General features: G+C 40.8%; 19 protein-coding genes. 7 read left to right on the top strand and 12 right to left on the bottom strand.

The window, feature by feature from the left end; genetic code table 11:
- Nucleotides 1-4: 4 nt before the first annotated feature.
- From FNT16_RS07950 to recG, 5 genes are all read right to left on the bottom strand, one after another.
- Nucleotides 5-3,700 carry an SbcC/MukB-like Walker B domain-containing protein gene (locus tag FNT16_RS07950; RefSeq protein WP_143871090.1) on the bottom strand — a complete coding sequence of 1,232 codons (3,696 nt, stop codon included), beginning with the start codon at nucleotides 3,698-3,700 and terminating at the stop codon, nucleotides 5-7.
- Nucleotides 3,687-4,919: an exonuclease subunit SbcD gene (gene sbcD, locus FNT16_RS07955; protein WP_221935076.1), complete on the bottom strand. Its 1,233-nt coding sequence runs from the start codon at nucleotides 4,917-4,919 to the stop codon at nucleotides 3,687-3,689. Before sbcD ends, FNT16_RS07950 begins: the two co-directional genes overlap by 14 nt.
- The gene (locus FNT16_RS07960) at nucleotides 4,919-5,248 is read right to left on the bottom strand and encodes a DUF1820 family protein (RefSeq protein ID WP_143871091.1); all 330 of its coding nucleotides are present in this window, start codon (nucleotides 5,246-5,248) and stop codon (nucleotides 4,919-4,921) included. Before FNT16_RS07960 ends, sbcD begins: the two co-directional genes overlap by 1 nt.
- A 206-nt stretch (nucleotides 5,249-5,454) precedes the next feature.
- Nucleotides 5,455-6,162: a TetR/AcrR family transcriptional regulator gene (locus FNT16_RS07965; protein WP_143871092.1), complete on the bottom strand. Its 708-nt coding sequence runs from the start codon at nucleotides 6,160-6,162 to the stop codon at nucleotides 5,455-5,457.
- A 239-nt stretch (nucleotides 6,163-6,401) separates the two neighbouring features.
- The gene (recG, locus tag FNT16_RS07970; RefSeq protein ID WP_143871093.1) at nucleotides 6,402-8,483 is read right to left on the bottom strand and encodes an ATP-dependent DNA helicase RecG; all 2,082 of its coding nucleotides are present in this window, start codon (nucleotides 8,481-8,483) and stop codon (nucleotides 6,402-6,404) included.
- Nucleotides 8,484-8,703: 220 nt separating this feature from the next.
- Between recG and FNT16_RS07975 the strand changes: the two genes are divergently transcribed.
- The 7 genes from FNT16_RS07975 to FNT16_RS08005 all read left to right on the top strand — a co-directional run bounded on the left by FNT16_RS07975 (nucleotide 8,704) and on the right by FNT16_RS08005 (nucleotide 17,240).
- Nucleotides 8,704-9,234 (top strand): RNA polymerase sigma factor, encoded by a 531-nt coding sequence (locus tag FNT16_RS07975; RefSeq protein WP_143871094.1) that lies wholly within the window; start codon nucleotides 8,704-8,706, stop codon nucleotides 9,232-9,234.
- Complete coding sequence (locus FNT16_RS07980; RefSeq protein ID WP_143871095.1) at nucleotides 9,231-9,926, top strand: anti-sigma factor; 696 nt, start codon at nucleotides 9,231-9,233, stop codon at nucleotides 9,924-9,926. Before FNT16_RS07975 ends, FNT16_RS07980 begins: the two co-directional genes overlap by 4 nt.
- A gap of 673 nt (nucleotides 9,927-10,599) precedes the next feature.
- Nucleotides 10,600-12,183 carry a DUF4331 domain-containing protein gene (locus FNT16_RS07985; RefSeq protein ID WP_143871096.1) on the top strand — a complete coding sequence of 528 codons (1,584 nt, stop codon included), beginning with the start codon at nucleotides 10,600-10,602 and terminating at the stop codon, nucleotides 12,181-12,183.
- 12 nt (nucleotides 12,184-12,195) lie between these two features.
- The gene (locus FNT16_RS07990; protein WP_143871097.1) at nucleotides 12,196-12,696 is read left to right on the top strand and encodes an Ig-like domain-containing protein; all 501 of its coding nucleotides are present in this window, start codon (nucleotides 12,196-12,198) and stop codon (nucleotides 12,694-12,696) included.
- 127 nt (nucleotides 12,697-12,823) lie between these two features.
- A complete protein-coding gene (locus tag FNT16_RS07995; protein WP_143871098.1) occupies nucleotides 12,824-13,960 on the top strand; it encodes a tetratricopeptide repeat protein in 1,137 nt (378 codons plus the stop codon).
- A 6-nt stretch (nucleotides 13,961-13,966) separates the two neighbouring features.
- Complete coding sequence (locus FNT16_RS08000) at nucleotides 13,967-15,094, top strand: HupE/UreJ family protein (protein ID WP_143871099.1); 1,128 nt, start codon at nucleotides 13,967-13,969, stop codon at nucleotides 15,092-15,094.
- A 22-nt stretch (nucleotides 15,095-15,116) separates the two neighbouring features.
- Entirely contained in the window at nucleotides 15,117-17,240 is a 2,124-nt protein-coding gene (locus tag FNT16_RS08005; protein ID WP_143871100.1) for a TonB-dependent receptor, read from the top strand.
- A gap of 6 nt (nucleotides 17,241-17,246) precedes the next feature.
- On the opposite strand, the gene FNT16_RS08010 is transcribed toward FNT16_RS08005, so the two are convergent.
- From FNT16_RS08010 to FNT16_RS08040, 7 genes are all read right to left on the bottom strand, one after another.
- Nucleotides 17,247-17,999: a ParA family protein gene (locus FNT16_RS08010; RefSeq protein ID WP_143871101.1), complete on the bottom strand. Its 753-nt coding sequence runs from the start codon at nucleotides 17,997-17,999 to the stop codon at nucleotides 17,247-17,249.
- A gap of 22 nt (nucleotides 18,000-18,021) precedes the next feature.
- Nucleotides 18,022-18,957 (bottom strand): CHAD domain-containing protein, encoded by a 936-nt coding sequence (locus FNT16_RS08015; protein WP_185976726.1) that lies wholly within the window; start codon nucleotides 18,955-18,957, stop codon nucleotides 18,022-18,024.
- A gap of 44 nt (nucleotides 18,958-19,001) precedes the next feature.
- Nucleotides 19,002-22,394 (bottom strand): ATP-binding protein, encoded by a 3,393-nt coding sequence (locus tag FNT16_RS08020; protein WP_143871103.1) that lies wholly within the window; start codon nucleotides 22,392-22,394, stop codon nucleotides 19,002-19,004.
- A 2-nt stretch (nucleotides 22,395-22,396) separates the two neighbouring features.
- A complete protein-coding gene (locus FNT16_RS08025; RefSeq protein WP_143871104.1) occupies nucleotides 22,397-23,581 on the bottom strand; it encodes an ABC transporter substrate-binding protein in 1,185 nt (394 codons plus the stop codon).
- A gap of 132 nt (nucleotides 23,582-23,713) precedes the next feature.
- Nucleotides 23,714-24,316, bottom strand: a complete 603-nt coding sequence (locus FNT16_RS08030; RefSeq protein WP_246072432.1) for a DUF3833 domain-containing protein — start codon at nucleotides 24,314-24,316, stop codon at nucleotides 23,714-23,716.
- Entirely contained in the window at nucleotides 24,313-24,834 is a 522-nt protein-coding gene (locus FNT16_RS21130; protein ID WP_143871105.1) for a DUF2878 domain-containing protein, read from the bottom strand. The genes FNT16_RS08030 and FNT16_RS21130 overlap by 4 nt, the downstream gene beginning before the upstream one ends.
- Nucleotides 24,835-25,048: 214 nt before the next feature.
- On the bottom strand, nucleotides 25,049-25,669 hold the full coding sequence (locus tag FNT16_RS08040) for a sulfotransferase family protein (protein WP_185976727.1): 621 nt from the start codon (nucleotides 25,667-25,669) through the stop codon (nucleotides 25,049-25,051).
- Nucleotides 25,670-25,680: the final 11 nt, after the last annotated feature.

Genomic DNA, 25,680 nt, shown 5'->3' on the forward strand with positions numbered 1-25,680 from the left:
TGCTTTAGCCTACAGAAAATCGGGGATCTAGCTTACTTATCCCCAAACCATTACTTTTAATCACATTAAGCTGAACAGGGATACGTTCTTTAAGAGTCTCTATGTGGCTGATTACACCAATCATCTTGCCGCTGGCATTAAGTTGATCAAGAGCGTTTAACGCTATATCCAGCGTGTTGGCATCTAAGGTGCCAAAACCTTCATCCAAAAACAGCGACTCTATTTGAGTTTTGTGACTGACTAAATCCGATAGCGCTAAGGCAAGTGCTAGGCTAACTAAAAAACTCTCACCGCCTGATAGAGTGCGGGTGTCGCGTACTGTGTCTGCTTGCCAAGTATCTACTACAACTAACTCTAAATTGTCATCTGGCTTACGCTTAAGCTGATATCTATTATGCAATTTTTGCAGTTGGCAATTTGCTAGGTAAACGAGTTGCTCTAAGGTGAGTCCTTGTGCATAGCGCCGGAATTTATCGCCTTCTGCTGAGCCAATTAACTCATTTAACAATGCCCACTGCTGATGTGTTTGCTGTTGTGTTGCAACTTTTAGCAGCAGTTCTTGCTGTTTGTCAGCTTGCGCCTTGTCTGTTTTGAGTTTTTGCTTTATTTCTCCGAGCTGTTGTAAATTTTGTTGTTGTTGTTGTTCTACTTGTACCAGCTTGCTATTGACCTCATTGAGTGGTGATTCATTGCAAATATCGGGTTTATATTCACATAACTCATGGTACTGCTGTTGTTTATGATGGTAGTTTTCTGTTGCTTGTCGGTACGCTTGTTCTATTTTTGCAGTTTCTGCGCGTAACATATCTATCTGGCTGTCATTTAATCTGGCTGCCTGCCAATGATGCGTATCACTAAACGGGCTGTCGGAAATTTGCTGCTGCCAGCGGGCTAATGATGCTTGGTATTTGTCTTTGTCGTCTGTTTGTTGTTGTTGTAATGCCGTTAACCGGCTCTGAGTGGCTGCATGCTCAGTTCGCAACTCGTGCAGATGGGTTTGATGTGTATTTATTTCAGTCGCTAACTTGTCTTTTAACGCACGCATTTGTTGACGAATAGACTGTATACTTAAACCATTCAATAGTGTTTTTCGTTTTGCAGAGAGTGATAGCTGCCGGTTGCTCAGTTCGCGGATAAAAGCTTGTGTTTTTTGTTGCTCGGCGTTCAACTCAGTTAAATGGTTATTTAAGTGCTCTAAGGTTTGCTGTAGTTGTGTTTTTTGTTCGCTGATTTGTAATAGTTCAGTTTGAGTTTTTTCAAGCTTTGCTAATTGTTCTGTTAGTTCAGTGGTTGAAAAGCTATTTTCATTTAATTTGAGCGCTTCTAGTTGTTCAAGCCACTCATGGTTTTTGATGTTATATTCGGTATTTTTACTATTTTGCGCTTCAGTTGATATCTCTAATTGTTGTGATAAAGCCGTCTGGTTTTCTAGATTGTGTTCAATTTTTATCTGAGTTTGCTGGAGCTGGTACGTGAGCTGTGTGAGCTGCTGCTGTGCCTCTTGCTGTTGATGGCGATTGGTTATGAGCTGTTTAATCAACTGTAGTTCTTTTTCGTTCTGAGATAGGTATTGTTGTAATTGCTCTGGCCATTCAGTGATTGGACTTTCAACACAAGTCGGCGCTTGTTGTTTTACTTGCTCTATCAGCATTTTTTGTGTGCGCTGTAGACTTTCTGTTATTTCAGCATATTGCTTTTCCAGCAGCCATTTGTGCTGCTGTAATTGTTGTTCTTTTTGGCTTTCTTCTTTGCCTTGCTGTTCTAACTGCGCGAGTTTTTGCTTTTGTGCGGCTTGTCTGGCTGTCGTTGCATCTTCGTCTTTATTGAGATCTGCAGGCTGGTAATCGGCATATGGATGTTGAGTTGAACCACACAAGGGGCAGGGTTGTTCGGGGTGTAAATCGTTTCTGTGCTCAGTTAAAGAGTGAATCAACTTTTGTTGATTGATAATCTGGTTTAGGTCTTCAATACTTTGTTGGCAGCTTTTATAACTGTCCCTAAGCGCTTGTAATTTGTTTTGTTGAGCTAGGTGTTCGGGCGTGATTTTTTCTAGTTCTGATTCGAGCGATTGGCTTTTCTGCTTTTGTTGACAATACTCAGTCACTTGTTGCTGCAAGGCTTTTAATTGATTGTGTTTATTTAAGTTATTTTCATGATTTTGTGCAAGTTGCGCTTGTTCTATATTTTTATCCCAGCCAAGCTGTTTGTGTAATATATCGATTGTTTGCTGCAGTGTATTAATTGCTTGCGTTTGCTCTGTGATTTGCAGTTGTTGTTGTTTTTGTGTGTGTGCCAGTTCATTTTTTTCTTGGGTTAATTTATGCTGATGTGAACGGCTGTCTTTAAGCTTTATTTCACCTTGTTGTATTTCTTGATTAAGCTTTTTTATTTGGCTCGCTAATTTTTCCAGATAGCTGATTTTATCTTTATTGAGCTGGTCTAAATGCGCATTATCCTGTAACCACTGTTGTCGCGATTGATAGTGTTTTTGGGCTTGTTCGAGCGTATGTTGTTGCTGTTTTATGTTGTCTTGTTGCTGCTCTATTTTTTCTTGCAGTTCTGCATGTCTGAGGGTGGGTTGTTTTAACTCACTTTCCGTTTGTTGCAGTTGTTTGTCTAAAGGTTCAACCTGCTGCTCGATAATTTGCTCTTGCTGCTGTTCCTGCTGCTCTAACAATTGTTGCTCAGAGTGTGCTTTGTCTAAGTTTTGTATTTGTTGTTCAATGGTGGTATTGAGATTAACACACTGCTTTTGTAGCGCTTCAATATTGATCTGCTGGCTTGAGATCATTTCTTGCTGTTTTGCAATTGGCTCATAATATGGTTGTAATAATTTTGCCTGTTCAGCTAACGCGAGTTGTTGACGTTGTGCTGCATTGTTTTGATAAACTAGCGTTGCATTGTTTAATACATCTTTTAGTTTTTCCAGTTGTGATTCTTGTGTAGACGCTTGTGAAAACCAGCCTTGTGCTTGAGTTAAGTTTTTGATTTGGGTTTGCTGCTGTTGGATATTTTGCTCTAAGGTGAGTTTTTGTCTTTGCAGCTCGCTTTTTTCTTCATCTGTTAATAAATTGACATTGTCAGCTTGTTGTATAAGTTGCTCAAGTAATAATTTGCTGTCTTTGTAATTGAGAAAAATTTGTTTTGAAATCAAACTATAAATTTCAGTGCCGGTTAGCTCTTCGAGGAGTTCGGCTTTTTCGTTGTTTTTAGCATTTAAAAACTCAGCAAATTTGCCCTGTGACAACATCATCGACTTAGTAAAACGAGAAAAATTTAAACCACTGAGTTGTTCAATACAGGCTTTCACCTCAGCCAGCTTATCTGCGATGATTTTCTCGTTTTGACAATCAAACAACTCGGCTTTGGCGGGTTGCAAGTTTCCGTCTGCTGCGCCTCTTGCGCGGCGTTGCTGCCAGCGAGCGCGATATGTTTTGTCTTTAATGGCAAAATGCACTTCAGACATACATTCAGCGGTATGCCTTGTCATCAATTCGTTTTGGTTTTGCGATATCTGCAAGCGCGGTGTTTGATGGTACAAAGCCAAACAAATGGCGTCGAGTAAGCTACTTTTTCCCGCTCCAGTGGCACCGGTAATGACAAATAGACCGTTACTGGCAAAAGGTTCTTGCTGAAAATCGATAAACCATTCACCTTTTATCGCATTTATATTTTTGAGTCTTAGGCTAAGTATTTTCATTGGCAGCTTCGTTTATCGCTTGATGATATGCTTTGTTAAATAACGAGCTCAGTTCGTCTTGTGTTTTTTCATCGAATGAATGTTCTTGCAGTTTTTGTTGAAACACTTGATCTGGTGTCATTTCATCTAATGCAGCGCTTTGTGCACCACCTGACAGTGGGTTCGTTGTTATTTTTTTTCTGCGGACTAATAATGCTTCAACGGGATAATCTTCGCACAGGCGGCTAATTTGTTGTTGTATATCCGAGTGGTAATCATGGCTATCTACTTCGATATCAAGCCATGCTCCTTGTTCATCGACCGCTAACGCCTGTAAACAGGTTTCAATCTGAGACAGGCTCCCTTTTATTTGTTTTAACGTTTGGCTGCAGGGGATTTTTAACGTTTGGATATGCTTTTGCTGTTGCGTAAACTCAATCAATACCACTGATTTTTGCTGTTTGGCTTCATCAAAACTCATCGCAATAGGTGAACCACTGTATCGGATATGTTGCTGCTCAGCGATTATTTGTGGTTGATGGATATGACCTAATGCTAAGTAATCAAAATCGGGTAATACATGCAAAGGCACAGCTTCGAGTGAGCCAATATAGATCTCGCGTACAGAATCACTGGTTTTTGCATTGACTAATGTCAGGTGTCCGCTACCTATGATAGGGAGTGGACGATCTTGTCTGAGCTGCTGTGCATACCGGTATAAACTTTGGTAGTGCGATTGGATCGCGGTTAGCAAGTCGCTATTGTGTGCATTGTCTGGTGGGGTGTTTTGATAAAGCACATCGCGCGGTCGAATATACGGAATGGCACAGAAAATTGCTGCCGCTTCGCCGTTTCTATTTTTTAGCTCAAAAACCTGTTGGTCAATGCATTGTGGCTGTGCTTGTGCTTGTGCTTGGAGCTCGGTGTTCAGTTGTTGATACACTTGTTTTGATTCATTTAGCATTGCAACTGAGTCGTGATTGCCTCCCAATAAAATAAGTTGGCACGCTGTTTTAGACAACTTAACGACAAATTCGTTTAACAGTGCACGCGCGTAACTCGGCGGCGCACCTGTATCGAACAAATCACCCGCGACAATCAGCACATCAACTTGGCGTTCTTCAATTTGCTGTATCAGCCAAGCAAAAAATTGGCTGTGTTCGGGGGCGCGGCTCTTGCCATAGAAATTTTGTCCCAGATGCCAATCTGATGTGTGTATGATGCGCAACCTTTGCTCCATTATTTTTTCGGATTTGGGGTGTAAATTGGGCGGTTGAGCTGCGTGATTTTATCGCCCAGTGAGGTTATTTTTGCAGTACCTTGTTTTTTTACCTGATCAATGCGCAATACATTATGCATTGGAATGTAGCTATTTTCGACAGACTCAAATTCAGATCTTAGTTTTTCTTCACTGGTATCTACAACTAATGTGCTATGTGTGTTCCAGACAAAATCACCGATTTCGATAAAACCAAACAGGCTGCTGGAAACCAGCTTGCGCACGTAAAGTTCGTATTTTTCACCATTATTGACAAATTGAATGCGGTAAATAGGATGTTTATCTGACATAAATTCGCTTAATTTAGGTATTTAAGAAAGGCGCTATTTTAATGAAGCAAGGCGTGAAAGTCATCTACACATTCGTTTTTCCTAGTAGCAAACAAACTGCTGCAAAAATGAACGCGACATGTGTTAACAGGCATTAGACAATTGATTGTAGAAAAAGCTCGGGGAGTTAGTATTTAGTTTGCTCCCCGTTTTGTGGTGTTTGATTGTTATTCTGTTTTGGCAAATAAATTACCGATTTTCCAGAAGCGTCCGCTCGATTTAGCACCTTTTTGACCGACATAGCCATGCCATAATTGAGCTAAAGCATCACGTGCTTCTAAGCCAAATTCGGGTTGAATGAGGGTTAGGTTTGGATTATCTAAAGTTTTAGCCACTTTCTCCGGCGGGTGGCTCACTTGCCATAAGCCTAACAGCATTGCGTAACTGCGCATTAATAACTGCGCGCAGGTTTCATATTCGTCTAAATCAAGCCTTTGTGCTAAATCTTTTGAAGCAGAGGTGATGATTTCAACTAAACGCTTTTTAAATTCTAATAAAATTTTACTATCAACATTCTGTTCTATAATCGAGCTGCTTAAACTGGCTAATTGAAAAAATTGAGGTTGGCTTTCAATATAGTGACAGAGCGCGTTGATAATTTCGTCCGAGTCTGGTTTGTCTGCTGTTATCGCACTGCGTATATCACTAAACCATGCTTGATAATGTTGCTCTAATAATGCCAAAAATATCTCTTCTTTACTTTTGAAATATAGATATACAGTACCTTTAGCGATACCTGAATGATTGGCAATAGCGGCTGCTGTTGGCAAAGTATCTGGACTATCGTCAAATAGTTGTGAGGCAGTATTGAGGATTAGATCACGTTTAAGTGACTTGTCTTCAGCAGAGCGCGCGCGTTTGGCTGACTTTAACATAAAGTTCTCTCCTTTCCTTGGTGATGACGGAACGTCACCATAATACCGTTTGCTTGCTGCAAAGCGGATTCGATGTGTTTTACAGTTATACAGTGTTTTAGCAAAAACATATTACAATTGTATTCTAGAACTTAATTTTACACTTGGTCAATTAATGCCCTAAACCAAGTTAGTATACCTTACAAACATTTAGTTATTAAGATATCCAAGAGTATGCGTATCTATCTGGATATTACACTTTAAGCTTGGGTATATTTCTGTTTTTCTCCAACCCAGCGGTTGATTAACAATTGAGTCGTTTCAAGCTGATTTTTAATTAAATAGTCTGCGCAGTTTCTTGCTTTGGGTATTAATGCTGCATCGCGTAGCAAATCAGCAATTTTAAAATTCATATCACCTGTTTGTTTGGTCCCCAACAATTCGCCCGGACCACGAATTTCTAAGTCTTTTTGTGCAATATAAAAGCCATCTGTACTTTCACGCATGACGGCTAAACGTTTATGGCCAGTTTGCGATAGTGGGTTTTTATACATTAATAAACAATGGCTGGCGATTGCGCCGCGACCCACTCGACCGCGTAACTGGTGTAGCTGCGCTAAACCAAGACGCTCTGGGTTTTCAATTATCATCAGGCTGGCGTTGGGAACATCAACACCCACTTCTATCACGGTTGTTGCAACCAATAAATCCATTTTACCCTGTTTAAATCCCTGCATAACTTGCTGTTTTTCGCCTGCTTTCATGCGTCCGTGTACCAGCCCAATGCTTAAATCCGGCAGAGCCTGTTGCAATTGCATGGCGGTATCTTCTGCGGCTTGACACTCTAATACTTCTGATTCTTCTATCAGTGTGCAGACCCAATAAGCTTGCCGGTTTTCGTTTTTACATGCATGGTAGACGCGCTGAATAACCTCATCTCGTCGGGTATCTGGTAAAACAACGGTTTGTACTGGAGTGCGTCCGGGTGGCAACTCGTCAATAACAGAGGTGGTTAAATCGGCATAGGCGGTCATGGCTAATGTACGTGGAATGGGCGTCGCAGTCATAATAAGCTGATGTGGATAGATACCGTTTTGTGCGCCTTTTTCGCGTAAGCTCATTCTTTGATGAACACCAAAACGATGTTGTTCATCAATAATAATTAAAGCGAGTTTGTGAAAGTGAACATCTTGCTGGAATAGTGCGTGTGTTCCGACAACCATTTGGCTTTCGCCTAGCTTTATTCGTTGATAGGCCTCTCTTTTTTGTTTGGCCGTTAATTTGCCCGCCAGCCAATCGACCTTGATATCTAATGGGGTAAACCAGTTTGCAAAATTGAGTGCGTGTTGCTCGGCTAAGATTTCTGTCGGTGCCATTAGGGCGACTTGATAACCTTTTGCCAGTGCACTTAAAGCGGCAAACGCCGCCACTAAGGTTTTACCCGAGCCCACATCCCCTTGCACCAAACGCATCATAGGGTAGTTGTGCGCCATGTCCTGCTGGATATCCTGTGTAACCCTAATTTGTGCTTGCGTGGGTTTAAATGGCAGTTGTTTGCTAAATTGTTGTATGAGACCGTCGGCAACCGGAAATGGAGTCGCGGCATGTTGTTGCATACTGGCGCGTATTTGCAACATACTGAGGTTGTGAGCAGTGAGCTCTTCCATTGCGAGTCTTTGCTGCGCAGGGTGTTGGCCATTCTCTAATTCGATGATTGAAACATCAGGCGGCGGCCTGTGCAATATTTGTATGGCTTGCGCTAATGTGATGGCGCTTGGCAGGTATGCTTGTGGCAATAATTCGCTAATTTCGGTCTTTTGTAACCTTTCCAATGCCTGCTCTGTTAACTGGCGTAAACTGCTTTGTTTTAACCCGTCTGTTGAGGGGTATACCGGCGTGTAGGCTTCGTCAACTTGTTGTAAATTTTGCAGACTACCGACTTTGTACTCTGGGTGAATTATCTCCCAGCCATATTTACCCCGTTTGACTTCGCCAAATGCCCGTATGGTTTTTCCTTTACTAAGCTGATTTTTTTGTGCAGCACTAAAATTAAAAAAACGTAAAGTAATGGTGCCAGTACCATCATCTACTTTACAGGTCAGCATGCGTCGGCGTGCAAAGACAATTTCGCTTGATTGTATTTCGCCCAAAACTGTGACATGTATTTCCGGGAACAGGTCGCTAATATTATAAATTCGAGTTCTGTCTTGGTATCGTAAAGGTAAGTGAAATAATAGGTCTTCTACCGAATAGATATGTAAATTCGCTAATCGTTGTGCCATTTTGGGCCCGACACCAGAAAGTGTTTCTATTGATTGTTTGGCTAAACGGCTTATAGACATAAAGAATTTTTATACTGTTGAAATTAACAGTATCTTAGCTGTATACCTTTGACTATGGCAAGTTTTTGTTGTTTTTAGTGGCCGCACTGATCTTTTTTTGGCCTCCTTTCGTTATCAATAAGTTAATTATCTAAATCACGATTAATTTAATTTTATTGCATCCAAATATTGGCTTGAACCGTTTGGTTTAATAAGCCCACTTTACAAAAGGGCAGTATCCATGGAACACGAAGAGCATCTTAAGTTATTGCAAGCAACCGCTGAGTCTAATCAAGAGGCGTTTGCTCAATTGTATGAAGCAACTAGCGCGCAAATGTATGCTGTCAGTCTGAAAATGCTGAAACGCAAAGAGTGGGCTGAAGAAGCTGTGCAAGAGGCATATGTCAAAATTTGGCATAATGCGTCTGAGTACCAAACAGGAAAGGGGACCGTGTTGACTTGGATGGTCAGTATTGTGCGTTACCGTGCTTTGGATATGTTGAGGTATCACAAGGTGCGCGGGGAAAGTGAATTATTTGAAGGTGATGGGGATAGTTTATTTAACCCGGACGGTTTAGCTGAGCAGGTACCGGAAAAGTTAGCCGAATGTATTGATGAGCTGGATAGTGAACAGCGTCAAGCCATTCATTTAGCTTATTTCAATGGTTTGTCACATGGTGAAGTAGGGCTGCATTTGCAGTCACCTTTAGGAACAATTAAAAGCTGGATCCGTCGTGGATTGCAGAGTTTACAAAGGTGCTTATCAATATGAATTATTTACTTGAAGCAAGGCGAAATGCATTGGCGGCTGAATATGTGTTAGGCACGTTACAGGGTGGAGCCAGACGGCGCTACCAGCAGTTGATGATGCAATATAGTTTGATTCGCGAAACCACTTGGATGTGGGAGCAACAGATTAACGATTTGAGTCGGCAGCTTGATCCGGTAACACCTGAAGAGGTTGTTTGGCAGAAAATTTCTCAGCGTTTAGGATTTGTCGATGTACCTGCCGGCAATATTGTGCCGTTAGTGCAGAAGAAAAAATCTGCTGTATGGCAGTGGGCAACAGGTTTGGCGACTGCTGCTGCATTGATTTTAGCGGTTGTTTTGATCCGAGTGCAAACGGTTGAGGTTACACCACCTCAAGTTGCTGTCGTGCAAGGTGAAAAAGCTCAGGCCTTGTGGTTAATTGAAATTGATGATGAGATCATCCGGGTTAAAGCCAGTGATAATTTGCAGCCGCAATTAAACAATGATTATGAGCTGTGGATGGTTGCTAAAGATGGCAGAGCGCCAGTTTCTTTGGGTTTATTGCCGAAATCAGGTCAGTTAGAGTTAGCTAAACATGCGTTGTTTGAGCAAGTGGAAATAGTGGCCTTAGCGGTTAGTTTAGAGCCTTTGGGTGGTTCACCTAACGGGTTACCAACGACTGTCTTGTATACCACTGAGTTGATGACTTTGTAATGATAATTGGCTGGTGGCCCATTAAGTCCACCAGCTGTATCCATGCGGCGAAAGTCTGCTTAGTTAAATTGAATATCGCCACTCACTCGAACCTGCTTTTTAAGCTCAAAGTTCGAAGCTCGAAGCTCGCAGCTCGCTGCTCGAAGCTTGTTTTTAATTTGCAAAACAGTGCTTTTTGCTTGTTGTCGGCCTAAAGGCTCGACCTACACTTTCTTGAAACTTACAGCTTGTAACTTGAAACTTTCAGCTCGCAGCTCGCTGCTCGAAGCTTGTTTTTAATTTGCAAAACAGTGCTTTTTGCTTGTTGTCGGCCTAAAAGCTCGACCTACACTTTCTTGCAACTTGCAACTTGCAACTTGCAACTTGCAACTTGCAACTTGTAGCTCACAGCTCTGCGCTTTTTTTAATCTAGAAAACTGTGCTTTTTGCTTGTTGTCGGCCTAAAGGCTCGACCTACACTTTCTTGAAACTTACAGCTTGTAACTTGAAACTTTCCGCTCGTCGCTCGTCGCTCGTCGCTCGTCGCTCGTCGCTCGTCGCTCGTCGCTCGAAGCTCGAAGCTCGAAGCTCGAAGCTCGCCGCTCGTCAAAAAATTAATTTAAAAAAATTGCATCCAATCTGCATCTTCGCCCGTTTGGCTTTCTGACACTTTAACAACAACGAGGGAAATGTCATGAAAACTAAACTTACATTAATCGCAAGTGCAGTACTGCTGGGTAGCATAGTGACGAATGCGCAAGCATCCAGTCACAGAGAAGCACCTAATGTTACAAGAATGCCGACAATTGATTCGTCTGACTTTTACGCATTCAATAGTTACGAAGATGGACGTGGGGATTTTGTCACTTTGATCGCCAACTACATCCCATTGCAAGATGCATATGGTGGTCCTAATTATTTTGCGATGGATCCGGCTGCCGTTTATAGCATTCATATAGATAACGATGGTGATGCAATAGAAGACATCAGTCTGCAATTTAGGTTCAAACAAATGTTAGCGAATGAAACAGGTGTTGCTTTACCTATCGGCCCAGACGGTGAGCAGAAAATGGTCCATGTGCCATTGAAAAATGTGGGAGGCATCAGTGCCGCCGATCAAAGCGCTGCTAATTTTTCTGAGTCTTATTCATTAACTTGGGTTGATGGTATGCAAAGCTCAGGAACTAAAACCGAGTTAATGTCGGACGCAGGTGGCAAAATGTTCAGTAAGCCACTTGATTTTATTGGCACTAAAACCTTCTCCAGTGAATCCGCTTATGCGGAATATGCCAACGCCTTTATTCATACCATCAATATTCCAGGGTGTGAATCGCCAGCCAAAGTTTTTGTTGGTCAGCGTAAAGACCCATTTGTTGTTAATTTGGGGAAAACTTTTGACTTAGTGAACTATGTACCCGTTGAAGGGGATAGCGCACCGGGTGCGAATGACGCAGGTGGTTTCCCGGGTGGCATCACACAATCAGCTGATAATGACGATTTAATGGATAAAAATGTGACTGCTCTAGCGATTGAAATTGCTAAAGATTGTGTCACTGGTGATGGTAATGGTGTTATCGGTACATGGACTACGGCGAGTTTACCGCAGGCCAGAATATTAAATCCGGATGCAAGCTTTAATCATACAGAAGTGAACGGCGGTGCATTAACTCAGGTTTCTCGTTTGGGTAACCCGCTGGTTAATGAGCTTGTCATTGGTTTAAAAGACAAAGATAGATTCTCTGTTTCACATCCTAAAGATGATGGTCAATTTGCTGATTATGTCACTCACCCAAGTTTACCTGAGTTATTAAACATCTTATTCAAAGATGCGGTTAATACCACTTTGGGTACGAATATGGATACTATCGCACCGACTAATTTCCCACGAATGGATTTAGTGACTGCATTTTTAACCGGTTTTGAAGGGGTTAACCAACAAGCCACTGTTACTGCATCTGAAATGCTGCGATTAAATACCGCTATTCCAGCGGTTGCGGCTGATCAACAGTCTGCATTTGGTGTTGCAGGGGATGATTTGGCCGGTTTCCCAAATGGTCGTCGTCCGGGCGATGATGTGGTGGATATTGCATTGCGTGTCGTAATGGGCCGTTTGTGTTATCCGGTTCCGGTCAATGGTACAGACACTGACTTAGGTTTATGTCAGCCAGAAGATGCAAATACAGGTAATGTTCCGTTTACCGATGGTGCACCACTAGATGCCAGCATGATGATGACAAAATTCCCATATTTAGCCAATCCACTTGCAGGTTCAAAATAGGAGGGATAAACCATGAAAACGCGAATATTAATGTTGTTACTCGCCAGTATTTCTATGACAGGGTGTAACTTTATATTTGACGACGATGATGAGCCAGCGCCCAATCATCCGCCAATGACCAGCGATATTAATTTAACGACAGAAACCGATATCGCTATCGAAAGCCAGTTGATGGTGGAAGATAAAGAAGGCGATATGTTGATGTTTAATCTGTTAACCGCGCCTAATTCAGGCCAATTAACCTTAATGGACGATGGTAAATTTAGCTATCAACCCGCGCCTTTACAGACGGGCGAAGATAGTTTTGTCTATCAGGTTTCAGATGGTGTAAATGATGCAGTGACCGCAACTGTATATATCACCATTGAGGCACAACAGGTGAGTTTTGCAACCTATAGCCGTCAGGCGTTTGAGCAAGATGAATCAGATATGCCTTTACCTGTGAATGGTCGGGCATTTACGCAAGATGTCAGTTCAACGGATGAATATGCAGATTTATTTGTCGGTGAATAATTCTGATTAGTTGATGTTGAAGTGCCAAGGACGGCGCTTTTCTTCATGCGATTACAAAGACGTTATTTAACCAACCTGAGTTTGCCAATAAAACGGCAGTTAGTTGCGAATATTAAAGGGGGAAGTCATGCGAAAAAGCGTCATGCAAAAGGAAACGATGGAAAATGATGCGGTGAATAGATTGACTATCTCGCATTTGTCTTATATTTGGCTATTGAGTCTGTTAACGATTATCACTTTATTGGTCAAGCAAGTGCAGGCGGAAAATTTAGCCTATGTTCCGCAAGATAAACAAATGGTGATATTTACATATAATAAACAAGGCGAGACTAAGCCGGATATTGGTGAACTGCAAGTGTTAAGCCATTTGTACCAACGCAGTCAATTACCGGGTCAAAGTTATTTAATCACTGAAATTCAGGCGCGTCTTAATTTTTTCCTATCTTATTATCCAGCCAGTGCAGAAAGCGAGTTTTTGCAAGCGAGTTTATATCAGCGCCAACATAAGTTTGCGCGCGCTCAAGCAATTTTGCAAAAGTTGGTTAAACAGCAGGCGGGTTATGCTAATTATGGATTGATGTTGGCAAATGTCGCTTTGCAGCAAGGGCAGTTTAAGCTTGCCAAAGATGCATGCGCAAGATTATTAGGGCATGCCGCCAATGAAATCACACTGACTTGTATGCTTGAAGTTGAAAGTTTGCAACTTGATAGTTGGGAAGGAAAAAATGACCAAAAAAAATTAAATCGAACCTATCAAGCCTTATTAAATGTGGTACAGCCAGAGCAGAACAACAATATTTGGATTGCGCAGGTGGCAGCTGAAATGGCATTGAATGTCGATAAGTTGCAACAGGCAGAGCGCTGGTTGTCTTTTTACCCTTTAGAGTCAATGCCCGTTAGCGCACTTGCATTGTGGGCTGATATTCAACTGGCTCAAACCAATTATACCTATGTATTGCACACTTTAGGCTCGCTGGTGAGCAAAACTCAATCGTCTGATGATGCTTTGATATTGCGTTTGGCGATTGCTGAAAAACAGTTGGGGCATGCCAATCTCTGGCAACAAAAAATGAAAACATTGGTGGATTTACGGAGTCAGCGGAATGATGTAGAGCATGCAGCAGAACTTGCTCAATATTATTTACAGGTTGCTCCACAACCTCAGTTAGCGATGCAGTGGGCACAAAAACATTATGAATTAAGCCATACCGCAAAAGATAATCAGATTTTGCGCGCAGCTCAAACTGCATTATGGGCGGAGTAATAAAGCATGAAAAAATTACAGTGTGTAGTGAGTACGACAATTGCTTTCATGGTGCTTTTAAGCAGTATGCAAAAGGTATTCGCGCATCAATCGAGTACGGCATTTATACAGCTAAAACAACAGGATAGCGGACAATATACCGGTTACTGGCAGGTGGCAGTTGAAGACTTGATTCGTTTTAGCGAAATGAAATTGGATTTAGATCAAAATGGTCAACTGAGTTGGCTAGAAATTGAAATACAGCAACAAAAAATCTATCAAACCATGCAAGCTTACCTGCAATTTTCTGATGGTCAGACGCAATGCCAGTTAAGTATGTTACGAGATATTAAATTAGCAGAACATTACAACCGTTATTATTTGCATTTTCCGATGGATTTGTCTTGCGCGACCTCTGACACCATTATGGTTAAATATGATGCAGTATTTAGCACGGACGCATCTCACAAAGTACTATTAGATGTGCAAACGAACGAATATGCGCAAAATTACGTATTAACAGAGACTCAAAGAAGTATTACTATAACGCCTAACGAGTTGGGGCACTGGCAAACCTTTCTCGATTATCTTTACCAAGGTATGTTGCATATCTGGTGGGGTATCGACCACTTATTATTTTTGGCGGTGTTAATCATTCCTGGGCTCTTAATACGAAAAAATGGTCAGTGGTCACAACCAAGTTCAAACTGGGTGAGTCTAAAACAGCTGATTTGGATTGTTAGTGCATTTACCCTAGCACATTCTATTACCTTAACTTTGACCGCGTTGAATATTTGGCAGGTTTCTAGTCGTTGGGTTGAGGTCGGGATTGCCGCATCTGTTTTATTTGCCGCTGTGAATAATATCTGGCCCTTAATACAACGTTTGGCCTTGATGACATTTGCTTTTGGATTGTTGCATGGGATGGGTTTTGCGGGTGTTTTGGCTGAATTAGGTTTAGCGCAGGATGCTAAAGTACTGTCTGTTTTGGCTTTTAATCTTGGGGTTGAAATAGGACAATTAGTGGTATTACTGATGATTGTCCCCTTGTTATTGCTGTTTAGTCAGAAAGCTTGGTATCGCCAAAAAATGTTGCCATTGAGCTCCATTTTAATCAGTTGTGTTGCCATCAATTGGATATGGCAAAGAATTTAATAACGAGAAAAAGGGTTTATTTATGCAGTATCCTTGCAGTTGGCGCACCGTGTTGTGTGCCTTGTTGCGTATCGTATTATGCGCATCGCTTTACTCGGCGAGTGCCGTTGCTGAAAATTATGTGTTGGCGCATAATACGGTGAAGGTCGATAACAGAAACAAATTGGGGGAGCGGCTCCAAGCATCTATTGAAGCCCCAACTGAAGCCCCAACAGAAACCATTGATGTACATGGCTATCAGGTTAACTCTATTGGTCAGTCGCTATCGGCTTCGCAAGGTTATGTCAATCAAGTTGAAATTGATAGCCGGCCGCTTTTACGAACCGGTGAGATATTAGAGTTTGTACCTGGCATGGTCGTGACACAACACAGCGGCAGTGGTAAAGCAAATCAATATTTTTTGCGCGGTTTTAATTTAGACCACGGTACGGATTTTAGTACCGCGATTGATGGTATGCCGGTCAATATGCGAACTCATGGACATGGGCAAGGTTATACCGATCTGAATTTTATTATTCCAGAATTAATTTCATCCATTCAGTATCGAAAAGGGAGTTATTATGCAGATATAGGTGACTTCTCGTCTGCCGGTGCAGCCGAATTTAGCGTTTTGGATCAATATGCTAAACCTGAAGTCAGTCTGACACTCGGTGAATATCAATACCAGCGCCTGTTTTCAGCAGGTTCAGTGAAATTAAATGATACGCAGTTATTGGTTGGCGGTGAGCAACAATATTATGCGGGGCCTTGGCAGGATATGGATGAAGATATCCGTAAAACGAATTTGTTGATGAGAATTTCAAAACAGCAAGAAAACGAATCTTTTTCATTTACCGCAATGTTGTATAACAACCGCTGGAATGCGGCAGATCAGATACCGGCAAGAGCGGTCGAGCAAGGTTTAATCGATCAATATGGCTCGCTAGATACAGATTTAGGCGGAAAATCCAAACGCTATAGTATTTCAGCTAATTGGCAAAAAGGTGATTGGTCGGCATCTGCGTATTGGATTCAATCTGAATTAAACTTATTCTCAAATTTCACTTATTTTCTGGATAATCCGCAACGCGGAGATGAGTTTAAACAAGTCGACAAACGTCAGATTTGGGGCGCTGAAATTCACGCATCCGAGTATTTTAACTGGTTAAATACCCCCGTGACATTAACCTCCGGGGCGCAAACCCGATTTGATAATATTCAGCAAGTGGGTTTGTATCAAACCGAGAATAAAGTTCCATTTAATACCCTAAAAGAAGATTCAGTCGATGAATTGTCTATGGGTTTATGGAGTCAACTGGCCGCAGAATTAAACCGTGATTTTCGCCTAACCTTGGGAGCTCGTTACGACTATTTTGCGCTGCAAGTTGAAAACCAAAGCCCGCAAGACAGCGGTTCTGAAAATGACGGTTTATTGAGCCTTAAAGCCAATTTAAGTTATCAGTTTAACGACAATTTGGAGTTTTATCTAAGTTCGGGCGAGGGATATCATTCAAACGATGCGCGCGGTGCGACGTTGCAGCAGGATGCGGTTGATATTCTGGTTTCATCTCTGGGCAGTGAGCTCGGATTTCGCTGGTTTAACAATGAAAACTTAAATATTTCAGCGGCGTTATGGCTATTAGAATTGGATTCTGAGCTTTTGTTTGTAGGAGATGCCGGTAACACAGAAGCCAGCCGACCTTCAAAGCGTTATGGCTTTGAGTTTAGTGGCTATTATTGGTTTGCCAAACACTGGAATATCGACCTTGAACTCGCTTGGTCAAAAGCTCGCTATGCAGACGTACAGTTAGATGAAGGCCGTTATATTGACGGCGCCTTGCCTTTTGTTGCCAGCACAGGGGTAAATTATGCCAGCAAAAATGGCTGGCAGGCTGCTGTGCGCTATCGCTATTTTGCACCGCGTGCTTTAGAGAGCTATAAGCAAGTTAAAGCCAGCAGTACACAGAATATAAATGCTTCATTAGGTTATCAATGGCAACAATATGCTTTGAAATTAGAGGTCCTCAACCTGCTGGATAGTCAGGACCATGACATTGAATATTATTATGCATCTCAATTAGCCAATGAAGCGAGCCCGGTAGAGGATGTACATTATCACCCACTTGAACCCCGTAGCATACGGGTGACTGCGAGCTATCAGTTTTAATCTTATTTAACTGGCGGGGAATAGTTTATCCCGTAGATTTCTCCACAGATCATGGTAAGCGGTAAACACGGGTTTACCGCTTGCAAATTCACCCAATGGCATTCTATGTTCTCCCATTTTTTCGACATCAGCTGAAAAAGGAATGTGAGTCGGTAAAAATTGCGGATATTCTTTAAACAGTCTTTGCATTGTTTCTGCGTGTAAATGTTTTTGTTTTTGTACCATTGAGAAATAGGGGGTTATTTTCTCCTGCGGTAATTCGCGCTGAGTAAAGTATTGGTAGAGTTGAACTAAAGTACGTTCTGAAAGTGTGGTCGGTATAACCGGGACTAAAATCAAATCACTGGCGACAAAAATACTTTGCGATAAATTGCTGATGGTGGGGGGGCAATCTAATATGACTAAATCGTATTGTTTTTTAAAACCTTTTAAAACTTTATACAGGCTTTTTTCAGAGTCTTTGTTTTCTTCCAAAACCAGATCAAAGTTTCGAAAAGAAAAATGTGCCGGTAACACGTCTAAGTTTTCATAATCAGCTGATTTGATGTGTTTTAATAAATTTTTATGCGCTTCGAAAAACGCTTGTTCCCATGATTTTTTTTTGCTTTTCACGCGAAAGTAAAATGAAGATGCACCCTGCGGGTCTAAATCTATTAACAGCGTTTTGTAGCCGGCTTGCGCAGCTGACCAAGCCAAGTTGACTGCACTGGCAGTTTTTCCGACACCGCCTTTCATGCTGTAGCAGGCAATCGTTTTCATTTTTATCCTCTTTTTATTAGTGTTAAATTTGTGAGCTCAGTTGAGCTATTAATTTTTGCGTTTTTTTATTGGCAAACTTAGCAAAGCCGTGTTTGATTTTAGTTTTTAGTTTATTTTGCTGCTTACTCAGTTTTTTGGTTAATGCATTGATGGCTTGATGCCGCTTTTCTGATGCGTCATATTGTTCAGAAAGGTGTATGAGTTTTTCTTTTTGCACTGAATAGTCATTGAATTGCCCTAATAGGTTCTGCAATTTTTTGAGCTTTTTTTGTAGTTTGATTGCTTTTTTATGATTGGGTAGTAATTGTAAAAACTCACTTAAATAACGCAGTTTTTTGCATTTGAGTCGGAGTTGGTGAAACTTTTTGTCAGCGCTTTTCGTATCGATTTTCTGCCCTTTTTTGACTATTTTTTGATAAACCTCAGGGACAAGCTCATGCAAACACAGGGTAAATGTTTTATAGGTATCTTGCTGTGAAACAAGGTTAAAAGCATGATGGATTTCGTCTAATTTTTTTTTGTATTGTGGGCTGGAAAACCAATTTTGTATGCGTTTGTGATACTGTTTTTGCTGCGTGCCGACCTCGCTATAAAGCTGTTTTAGACAGCTATGATGTTTTGCTTTTATGGCTTTGTAGAATGTCTGTTGGGTATCTAAAAATACATCTAAATCTCTAAGCTCATTCGTTTGGCGAGCTACAAATCCTAAATGATGTGACAATAAAGCGTATTGGGTCGGTGGAAATTCGTTTTTCAGTAAACTTAATAAAGCTCTAATTTTTCTTAAGCTTACACGATATTGATGGATCGCTTCTATATCATAATTTTTCTCTTGTTGAGCCTTGTTTTCTTGCTCTCTTGCTTGTTGTAGATAATGCTCAGCAAATATTGCAAAAGCCACCAATACCGGCTCATCACCGGTGATATGCAGGGTTTGAACGCTTAAATCAGTGCTCATTTTCGGATTATGCTCCACCATCAAACAGCTATACTTATTTAAAGTTAGTTGTCGTCTGCGGCTTTCGCAAGATTAGCTTTTTCAAATAACCACTTTTGTAATATTTCAGCTAAATTATCTGGGTTTATGGGTTTTACAATATAATCGTCCATGCCAACCGCAAGACATTTTTCTCTGTCGCCTTTCATTGCATTTGCAGTCATCGCTACAATGGGGATGTGTTGCAGTTGTGGTTGAGCATTCAAGCGGATTTGTTGGGTGGCTTGATAGCCGTCCATAACCGGCATTTGGCAATCCATCAATATCAATTGATATCTGTCGGTTTGTTTATTCAGTTTTTCGATGGCTTGTTGACCATTTTCAGCGATTTCTACTTTAACACCAAATGGTTGCAGCATGGCAAGTGCTACTTGCTGGTTGATTTCGTTATCTTCAACTAACAGGATAGTGTAATTTTCTGTGTGCCCAGTATCGATTTGTTCGCTAGCGCTCGATGTCTCTGCCTGCTTGTCTGAGTTTTCGTTGTTATCATGGTGAAAAATTGCGTCACATAATTGTTGTTTACGGTAAGGATAAGGCAGCCGGTGTATATTTTCATTAAAGGTTCTTTTAAGCGGACGGTTAACTTGCTTTGACAGGTCGGTAAACTGAATGAGTTTGCAGTGCCCTGAGAGCGCTAAAGATTGTAAAGACGCTTCAATGTTATGCGCTTGCATTCTTTCTTGCTCGTGTGCTTTGGTTTTGCGGATGTCTTGCGTTTTTGGTGGGTCTAATAACAAAATATAGCTGTATTCGCTAGGTTGCTGTTGGATCATACTGAAAAACACATCTTGTGTATTTGCTTCTTGCACGCAAGCTTGCCATTTTTCCAGCTGTTGCTTTAGAATTTGAGATTTAGAATTGTTGGTTGTGTAAATTAGAATCTTGGCACCTTGTAAATTTGGCACTTGCTGCTGTTGGGATTGAGTGTCTAGCAATTGTATTTTAAAAGTAAAACAACTTCCTTTTCCGAGTTGGCTATTTACCTTAATCTCTCCTCCCATTAATTCACATAGATGTTTACTGATTGCTAAACCTAAACCAGAGCCACCATATTTACGCGTGGTTGAACTATCAACTTGGGTGAAAGAGTCAAATAAAGTTTGTACTTTGTGTTCTGGAATGCCAATACCTGAATCTTCTACATCACAGCATAAGGTAAAACGGCCAGCCAGCTGTTGGATTTCATCTTGCTCAATATGGGCGGTCACTTTTACTACGCCTGTCTCACTGAATTTTATTGCATTGCCTAATAAATTTGTCAATATTTGCCGAATTCTACTTGGGTCTCCAATCACATTTTGTTTGTCTATTGGCGTGGTGTCTATCAGTAAATCTAACCCTTTTTTTTGTGCTTTTGTTGCTAAAGTTTGAATAACGCTCTCTAATAACTCACACAAATCAAATTCAATACGTTCTATATCTAGCTTGCCCGCTTCAATTTTAGAAAAGTCGAGAATATCGTCTAATAATACTAAAAGTGAGCGCGCGCTTTGCTGCGCTAAACTGGCATATTCACGTTGTTGATTGGTCAGTTGGCTATCAATTAAAATACTTAGCATGCCCAGTACGCCATTCATTGGAGTCCGTATTTCATGGCTCATGCTGGCCAAAAATTCAGATTTTAAGCGTGTCGATTCTTGTGCTTGCTCAAGCGCTAGTTGCCGCTCTTTTATGGCTTCTTGCAGTTTGATTTCCGCGAAAACTTGTGCGCTGATATCACTTTGTATACCTAAAAAGTGAGTGACTTCACCTTGTATATTATGCACCGGGGTAATTGACAACTGGTTGTAAAACAGCTCACCATTTTTACGATAATTTTCTACACGAATATCAATTTTTGACTGTGTGTTAAGTGCATTTGATATTTTGGTTAATGCTTGTTTAGAGGTTGCTTCACCTTGTAAAAAGCGACAGTTTTTACCTAATACTTCCTCTTTTGTATAACCGGTTATTTTTTCAAATGCGGCATTTACATAAATAACCGGGAGATCGGCTTGCTTGGCGTCTACAATGATGATCCCGGTACTGGCCGCTTCAATTGCGCGTTGCCGGATATGTAAGTCTTGTTCAATTTTGTGTGTTTTAGTGACATCAGAACCAACTAAAATAAAACCATCTATTTGATTATTTTGATCTACGTAGTGACTCCTGCTCCAGTGAAAAAATAGCGTTTCTAACGTATCTTGCGAAGAAAATTGGTAACTGGCGTTAAATTCTAATAGATTTTGCGATGCTTGTAGTATTTGCTCGTGCTTGTCTTTTGGCATTAATAGGTCAAATACTTTATCGGGAGAAATTTTCAGTTTATCTGTTAGCTCTAAGAGGGCTTTATTATTTAATTTTACCTGTCCACTTAGATCAAAAACCACTAAAACTTCGTTAATTGAGTTGATAATATTTTCGAAATAGTCTTTTGAGATAGAAGTTATTGTTAGATCATTTAGCAATGCAGAAAATTCATTTCTAAGTTGATGAAGCTCGGAGATATTGACCGATTTTGGTAGGTTCGTTGATACGGTTGAGTTTTTTAATTGTCGAATGGCATACAAAAACTCATTGAGTGTGTTTGACGAAACACTGGCCGATAATGCAATGCTAAACCAAATTGAAAAGCACAGAGTAAGAATAACGCTGACGATCGCAAGGATAAAAACTATCCACTCTAATGCGGTATACATCTGTTTTTGCAGGTTGATTATAGTGTTGCCATATTTATCTGTATTTTGATAAATATGCCAGTTGCTATAATCTAGTTCGTTAAAGTCTTCAAGTAAATTGGCAATGCTTGAGTTGCTGCTATAGAGCACTTTATTATCTTTATTCACGTAGACCAATTGGTTTTTTGAATGCTCTAAATAGATATGCTTAGCGATTTCTCGCCATGGCACGTGAGCAAATATGGCACCTTCTGGTAATGTGGATAATAAAACTGGTGTGGCGAAGTAAGCGCCATCTTTATTGAGTTTTTGATAATACTCTCCATCAATTAAGACAGTTTCAATCCACTCTTGCTTTGCAAACCCTATATCACCTCTAGCTGCTATTAGGTTGCCTTGAAAATCGGTTAAGCCCACTTTCGCCAGTTTGTAACCACCTAACCTGAATGAGTTAAAAAACATAGAGATGTATTGATCTCGGTTTTGTAAGTCGATTAGGCTATTTATGATTAAGTCATTACTCGCTAAACTTTCCAATTGAGCTTTGACTGCATTAAGCTCTCTTTCTAATTGTTGAGTAAATTGAGCATTAGTTTGTCGTTGCGCTTCTGTAAATTGCTGATTGGCAACATATTGTATCGCGAATATAAATACTAGGATTAAGATAAAAATAAGGGCTGATACTTTGGGTAAAGTATGCTCTAGGACATATCTCCTTAAACTGGGGCGTCGTTGCATCGCTAATTATCCTTAAAGCTAACTGGAACGATGTAGCCTTGTTGGTCAAATCCGCACATTTGATAATCTTCGGGGGTTAATGCATCGTGCTGGGCTGGGCTAAAAGGAAGCTGGTAATGTTTAACTATACCGACGTGTGATGTAATATTTTCTAACGCTTTTTGTATTTTACGACTATCAAATGAATCAGCTGCGATGACAGCCTTGGCTAATAGTTTAACTAAATCGTAGGCGTGTGCGGTCCCTGCGGGGGAGGGGAGGCTTTTGGCCGTTATACTTTCATCGTACTTTTTTTTGTATTGAGCTAGTAATTGTTGATTGGTTTCTTTGGAAAAAGGCTTTAAAAAAGAATAGGTTTGTAAGAATGATAGTTTAACTTTTTGCAGGTTTTCAATTTTGGCAAGCTGGACAAAGTTGCCACCCGTTATACCCCAGTGAGAAATAATGGGTTTGCGCTGTTCTTTTGGCAGTGACGCCATACCTTTGATGACTTCGGCGCCTTCTGGCGAATTCGCGACCAATATGATGGCGTCAGTATCACTTTTCGCGATTCTTTGGGTTGTAAGTTGCAGGTTTTGATCGCGCCAATTAAACCATTCAATATGGTTAATGTTTAGATTGAGTTGTTTTGCAGCCTTTTGTATGGAGGATTTATTTGAACGGCCCCATCCTGTATTTTCAAGCAATAAAGTAATCGTTTTATAGTGCTGCGCTTTAGCATGCTGTAAAAGAACTTGACCTGCATCTGCATCCCGCACGGACACTCTAAATACATAATTCGGTAGATATCCATTGTCGACAATGGGGGTGCCTGCTGCCCATGGAACTAAAAATACCAGCTTATGTTGATGGATAAACTCAAGTTCATTGAGTACGACTGGGGTGTGCACGCCGCCCAATATCGCTATCACTTTGTTATTGTTGGCAAATGACTTGAGGTTAAACAAACCTCTGGCTGGGTTTCCTCTATGGTCTTTAGCCAGCAACTTAACTGATTTACCTAGCAATCCACCTTGTAGGTTAATTTCATCAATTGCTATTTCCGCCCCTCTTTTGATCGCTAGCCCGCCTTCAGCTGCAACAGCTGAAAGATCGGCGTCTAAGCCGATATATACATAGTGATCATCAGCTCGTATGGTAAAACTGACAAGTAAAATGAAAATAGAAAATATATTAAATACTTGCATCTCTATGGCACTAAAGTGAATCAACTAAGTCAATGCTAAGTATAGACTTTGTTGGTTAAAGTGTAGTCAAAAGTACTGTAAAAAAGCTCGAAAACGAGCTGTAACTCTTGCTGTAAATAAAAATCTTGTGCTTTATTGTTTATGAGTCGAGCAGTCAGTCGCCAGACTTACCTTGTCATATGCATCAGACTCTTTTGCAAAGAATAATGTCAACTCAGCAACCTGTACTCCAAATTTACTGATAGTGGAGCGGTTAAAAACATGCGTTTTATCAATCTGGTACATCCAATCGTCTATCGTAAAAATTCGGGTCGTGTCGTCCATCGAGATTTGTAGTTGATATTTTAAATTAACAGCAGAACCTTTCTGATAAATGCTTGCAACGCCTTCAACATCATTAGCGCGCCCTTCGTATAAGCCATTTTTGATTTTATTGATGGTCCATATTCTTGTTTGTTTTTCACCATCGTCAAATTCAAATGATTCATGCAAAGTACCGATATTGTCTTGCCAGCAGGCTTTTATATCAACGACAAAATGACGTGTTTTTTTGCCCTTAACATTTTGTAGCATGCCCCAAGCCTTAATTTTGCCTGTAAAATAGTTTTCGAGTTTGAACTCTGGAGCCGTGTTATCGTACTCTTTTATACTGGTTGAGCAGGCCGATAGAAAAAAAGCGGCAAAGATGTAAATCATTACTGTTTCAACGCGTTTTCTGGCGATTAAATGTATCATGCTGGTTTCCTTTTAAGTTGATTGTTTTTAAGGCGCTTAATCTCGACCGTTAAAAAAGCCATTATTGCTGACCATAAAAGGGCATAAATAGCTATGACTGTGTGGGTCGAATACGCGAAGTTAATGGCGCCTAATTGACTTCCGGACCAGTACGAAAGCGGTCCAAATATAGCCCCTAGCAAACAGGCTAAATAAATGTTTTTAAAAGCAAAAGAAAGCGCATTTAAAAGTGTTAACGAAAACGCCAGCCAAATACACCACAACCACAAAGGTAGTATAAAGTGCACTGACTGAGGTGCTGATATGATATCCAACTGAAACAATATCCCGTCGCTCAACAGTGCGAGTAATACAATCCGGCATGCGAGTTGTATATCGAGTGATTTGTTGTTACTGAAATAAAACATGGTGAATGACGCAGGGATAGCCACCCATAAACCTTGATTGGCAAAAATAGCACCGCTAAACCAAACAGTTTTAAACAGTAGAATATTTAGCCCAATTGAAAACCAGCGCATATGATTTACTCAAATTGCTATTGAGTTTATTGTTACGAAAGAGTCAGGTGAAGTGATCAGCGTGGTGGTTGTTTTATATTCTAGGTAGTAGGCAGGTTAGACTCAATATTTGCCAGTTGAGGATACTTATGGCGTGTTGTAATATTGAGCTTTATTTGAGCATGAGCTGTAATGACAGCTCATGCTTTTGGCGATACGCTCAAAATTATTATAATTAAGACTTAAATAAAGAAGCAACCTTAGATAATAGGCTCGGCTTTTGATAGCGGCCTTTGTTTGCATGCGGGAAGGCTTGATCTGGGATTTTTTTCTGCAAAAATTGACACAATTCTGGCCAACCGTCGCCTTGCTCCCAATTGACAACCAGCAAATCATCTGGTCGATCTGCGAAATAGGCTTTTACCTCTTGGTTGTGTTGTTGATATCGGGCTAATAGCATTTCTTTGTTGACATCAGGAAAAGGGAGATTATACAGCGTGCTTCTTATTTGATTCATTTCTTCACTGGCTTCACCTAATTTCTCCAACATGTTGGTATAACTGGCTACCCACTTTTCTGGCGCGCGCTCAGTTAGAATAAATTTGCTGTTGGGAAATTGTTTATCCAGTTCTTTATATATTACGATCCAAGGCCAGTCCTCAAATGATTCGTATCGTGCAACTGTTTGAAATACCGGAGTCAGATCACCTGTTTGCAGGTGCTTTACCAGCTCTAGATCCTGACTTTGGTGATCGTAGCCTAGTTGCTCTAAACAGCTGCCCAAGGTGGTTGTGCCCGTTTTTGCCCATCCGATGCCAAATACTTTCAATTTAGTGCTCCATTTTTCTATACGCATAAACTCAATGT

The sequence above is a fragment of the Catenovulum sediminis genome (assembly GCF_007289895.1).
Taxonomy (GTDB): domain Bacteria; phylum Pseudomonadota; class Gammaproteobacteria; order Enterobacterales; family Alteromonadaceae; genus Catenovulum; species Catenovulum sediminis.

Coding starts and splice junctions, on each gene's coding strand:
- FNT16_RS07990 (WP_143871097.1), top strand. CDS start 12,196: ATGAAAACGCGAATATTAATGTTGTTACTCGCCAGTATTTCTATGACA.
- FNT16_RS08000 (WP_143871099.1), top strand. CDS start 13,967: ATGAAAAAATTACAGTGTGTAGTGAGTACGACAATTGCTTTCATGGTG.
- FNT16_RS07950 (WP_143871090.1), bottom strand. CDS start 3,700: ATGAAAATACTTAGCCTAAGACTCAAAAATATAAATGCGATAAAAGGT.
- FNT16_RS08015 (WP_185976726.1), bottom strand. CDS start 18,957: ATGAGCACTGATTTAAGCGTTCAAACCCTGCATATCACCGGTGATGAG.
- sbcD (WP_221935076.1), bottom strand. CDS start 4,919: ATGGAGCAAAGGTTGCGCATCATACACACATCAGATTGGCATCTGGGA.
- FNT16_RS21130 (WP_143871105.1), bottom strand. CDS start 24,834: ATGCGCTGGTTTTCAATTGGGCTAAATATTCTACTGTTTAAAACTGTT.
- FNT16_RS07975 (WP_143871094.1), top strand. CDS start 8,704: ATGGAACACGAAGAGCATCTTAAGTTATTGCAAGCAACCGCTGAGTCT.
- FNT16_RS08030 (WP_246072432.1), bottom strand. CDS start 24,316: ATGATACATTTAATCGCCAGAAAACGCGTTGAAACAGTAATGATTTAC.
- FNT16_RS07965 (WP_143871092.1), bottom strand. CDS start 6,162: ATGTTAAAGTCAGCCAAACGCGCGCGCTCTGCTGAAGACAAGTCACTT.
- FNT16_RS08005 (WP_143871100.1), top strand. CDS start 15,117: ATGCAGTATCCTTGCAGTTGGCGCACCGTGTTGTGTGCCTTGTTGCGT.
- FNT16_RS07995 (WP_143871098.1), top strand. CDS start 12,824: ATGCGAAAAAGCGTCATGCAAAAGGAAACGATGGAAAATGATGCGGTG.
- FNT16_RS08020 (WP_143871103.1), bottom strand. CDS start 22,394: ATGCAACGACGCCCCAGTTTAAGGAGATATGTCCTAGAGCATACTTTA.
- FNT16_RS08040 (WP_185976727.1), bottom strand. CDS start 25,669: ATGCGTATAGAAAAATGGAGCACTAAATTGAAAGTATTTGGCATCGGA.
- FNT16_RS08025 (WP_143871104.1), bottom strand. CDS start 23,581: ATGCAAGTATTTAATATATTTTCTATTTTCATTTTACTTGTCAGTTTT.
- FNT16_RS07980 (WP_143871095.1), top strand. CDS start 9,231: ATGAATTATTTACTTGAAGCAAGGCGAAATGCATTGGCGGCTGAATAT.
- FNT16_RS08010 (WP_143871101.1), bottom strand. CDS start 17,999: ATGAAAACGATTGCCTGCTACAGCATGAAAGGCGGTGTCGGAAAAACT.
- FNT16_RS07985 (WP_143871096.1), top strand. CDS start 10,600: ATGAAAACTAAACTTACATTAATCGCAAGTGCAGTACTGCTGGGTAGC.
- recG (WP_143871093.1), bottom strand. CDS start 8,483: ATGTCTATAAGCCGTTTAGCCAAACAATCAATAGAAACACTTTCTGGT.
- FNT16_RS07960 (WP_143871091.1), bottom strand. CDS start 5,248: ATGTCAGATAAACATCCTATTTACCGCATTCAATTTGTCAATAATGGT.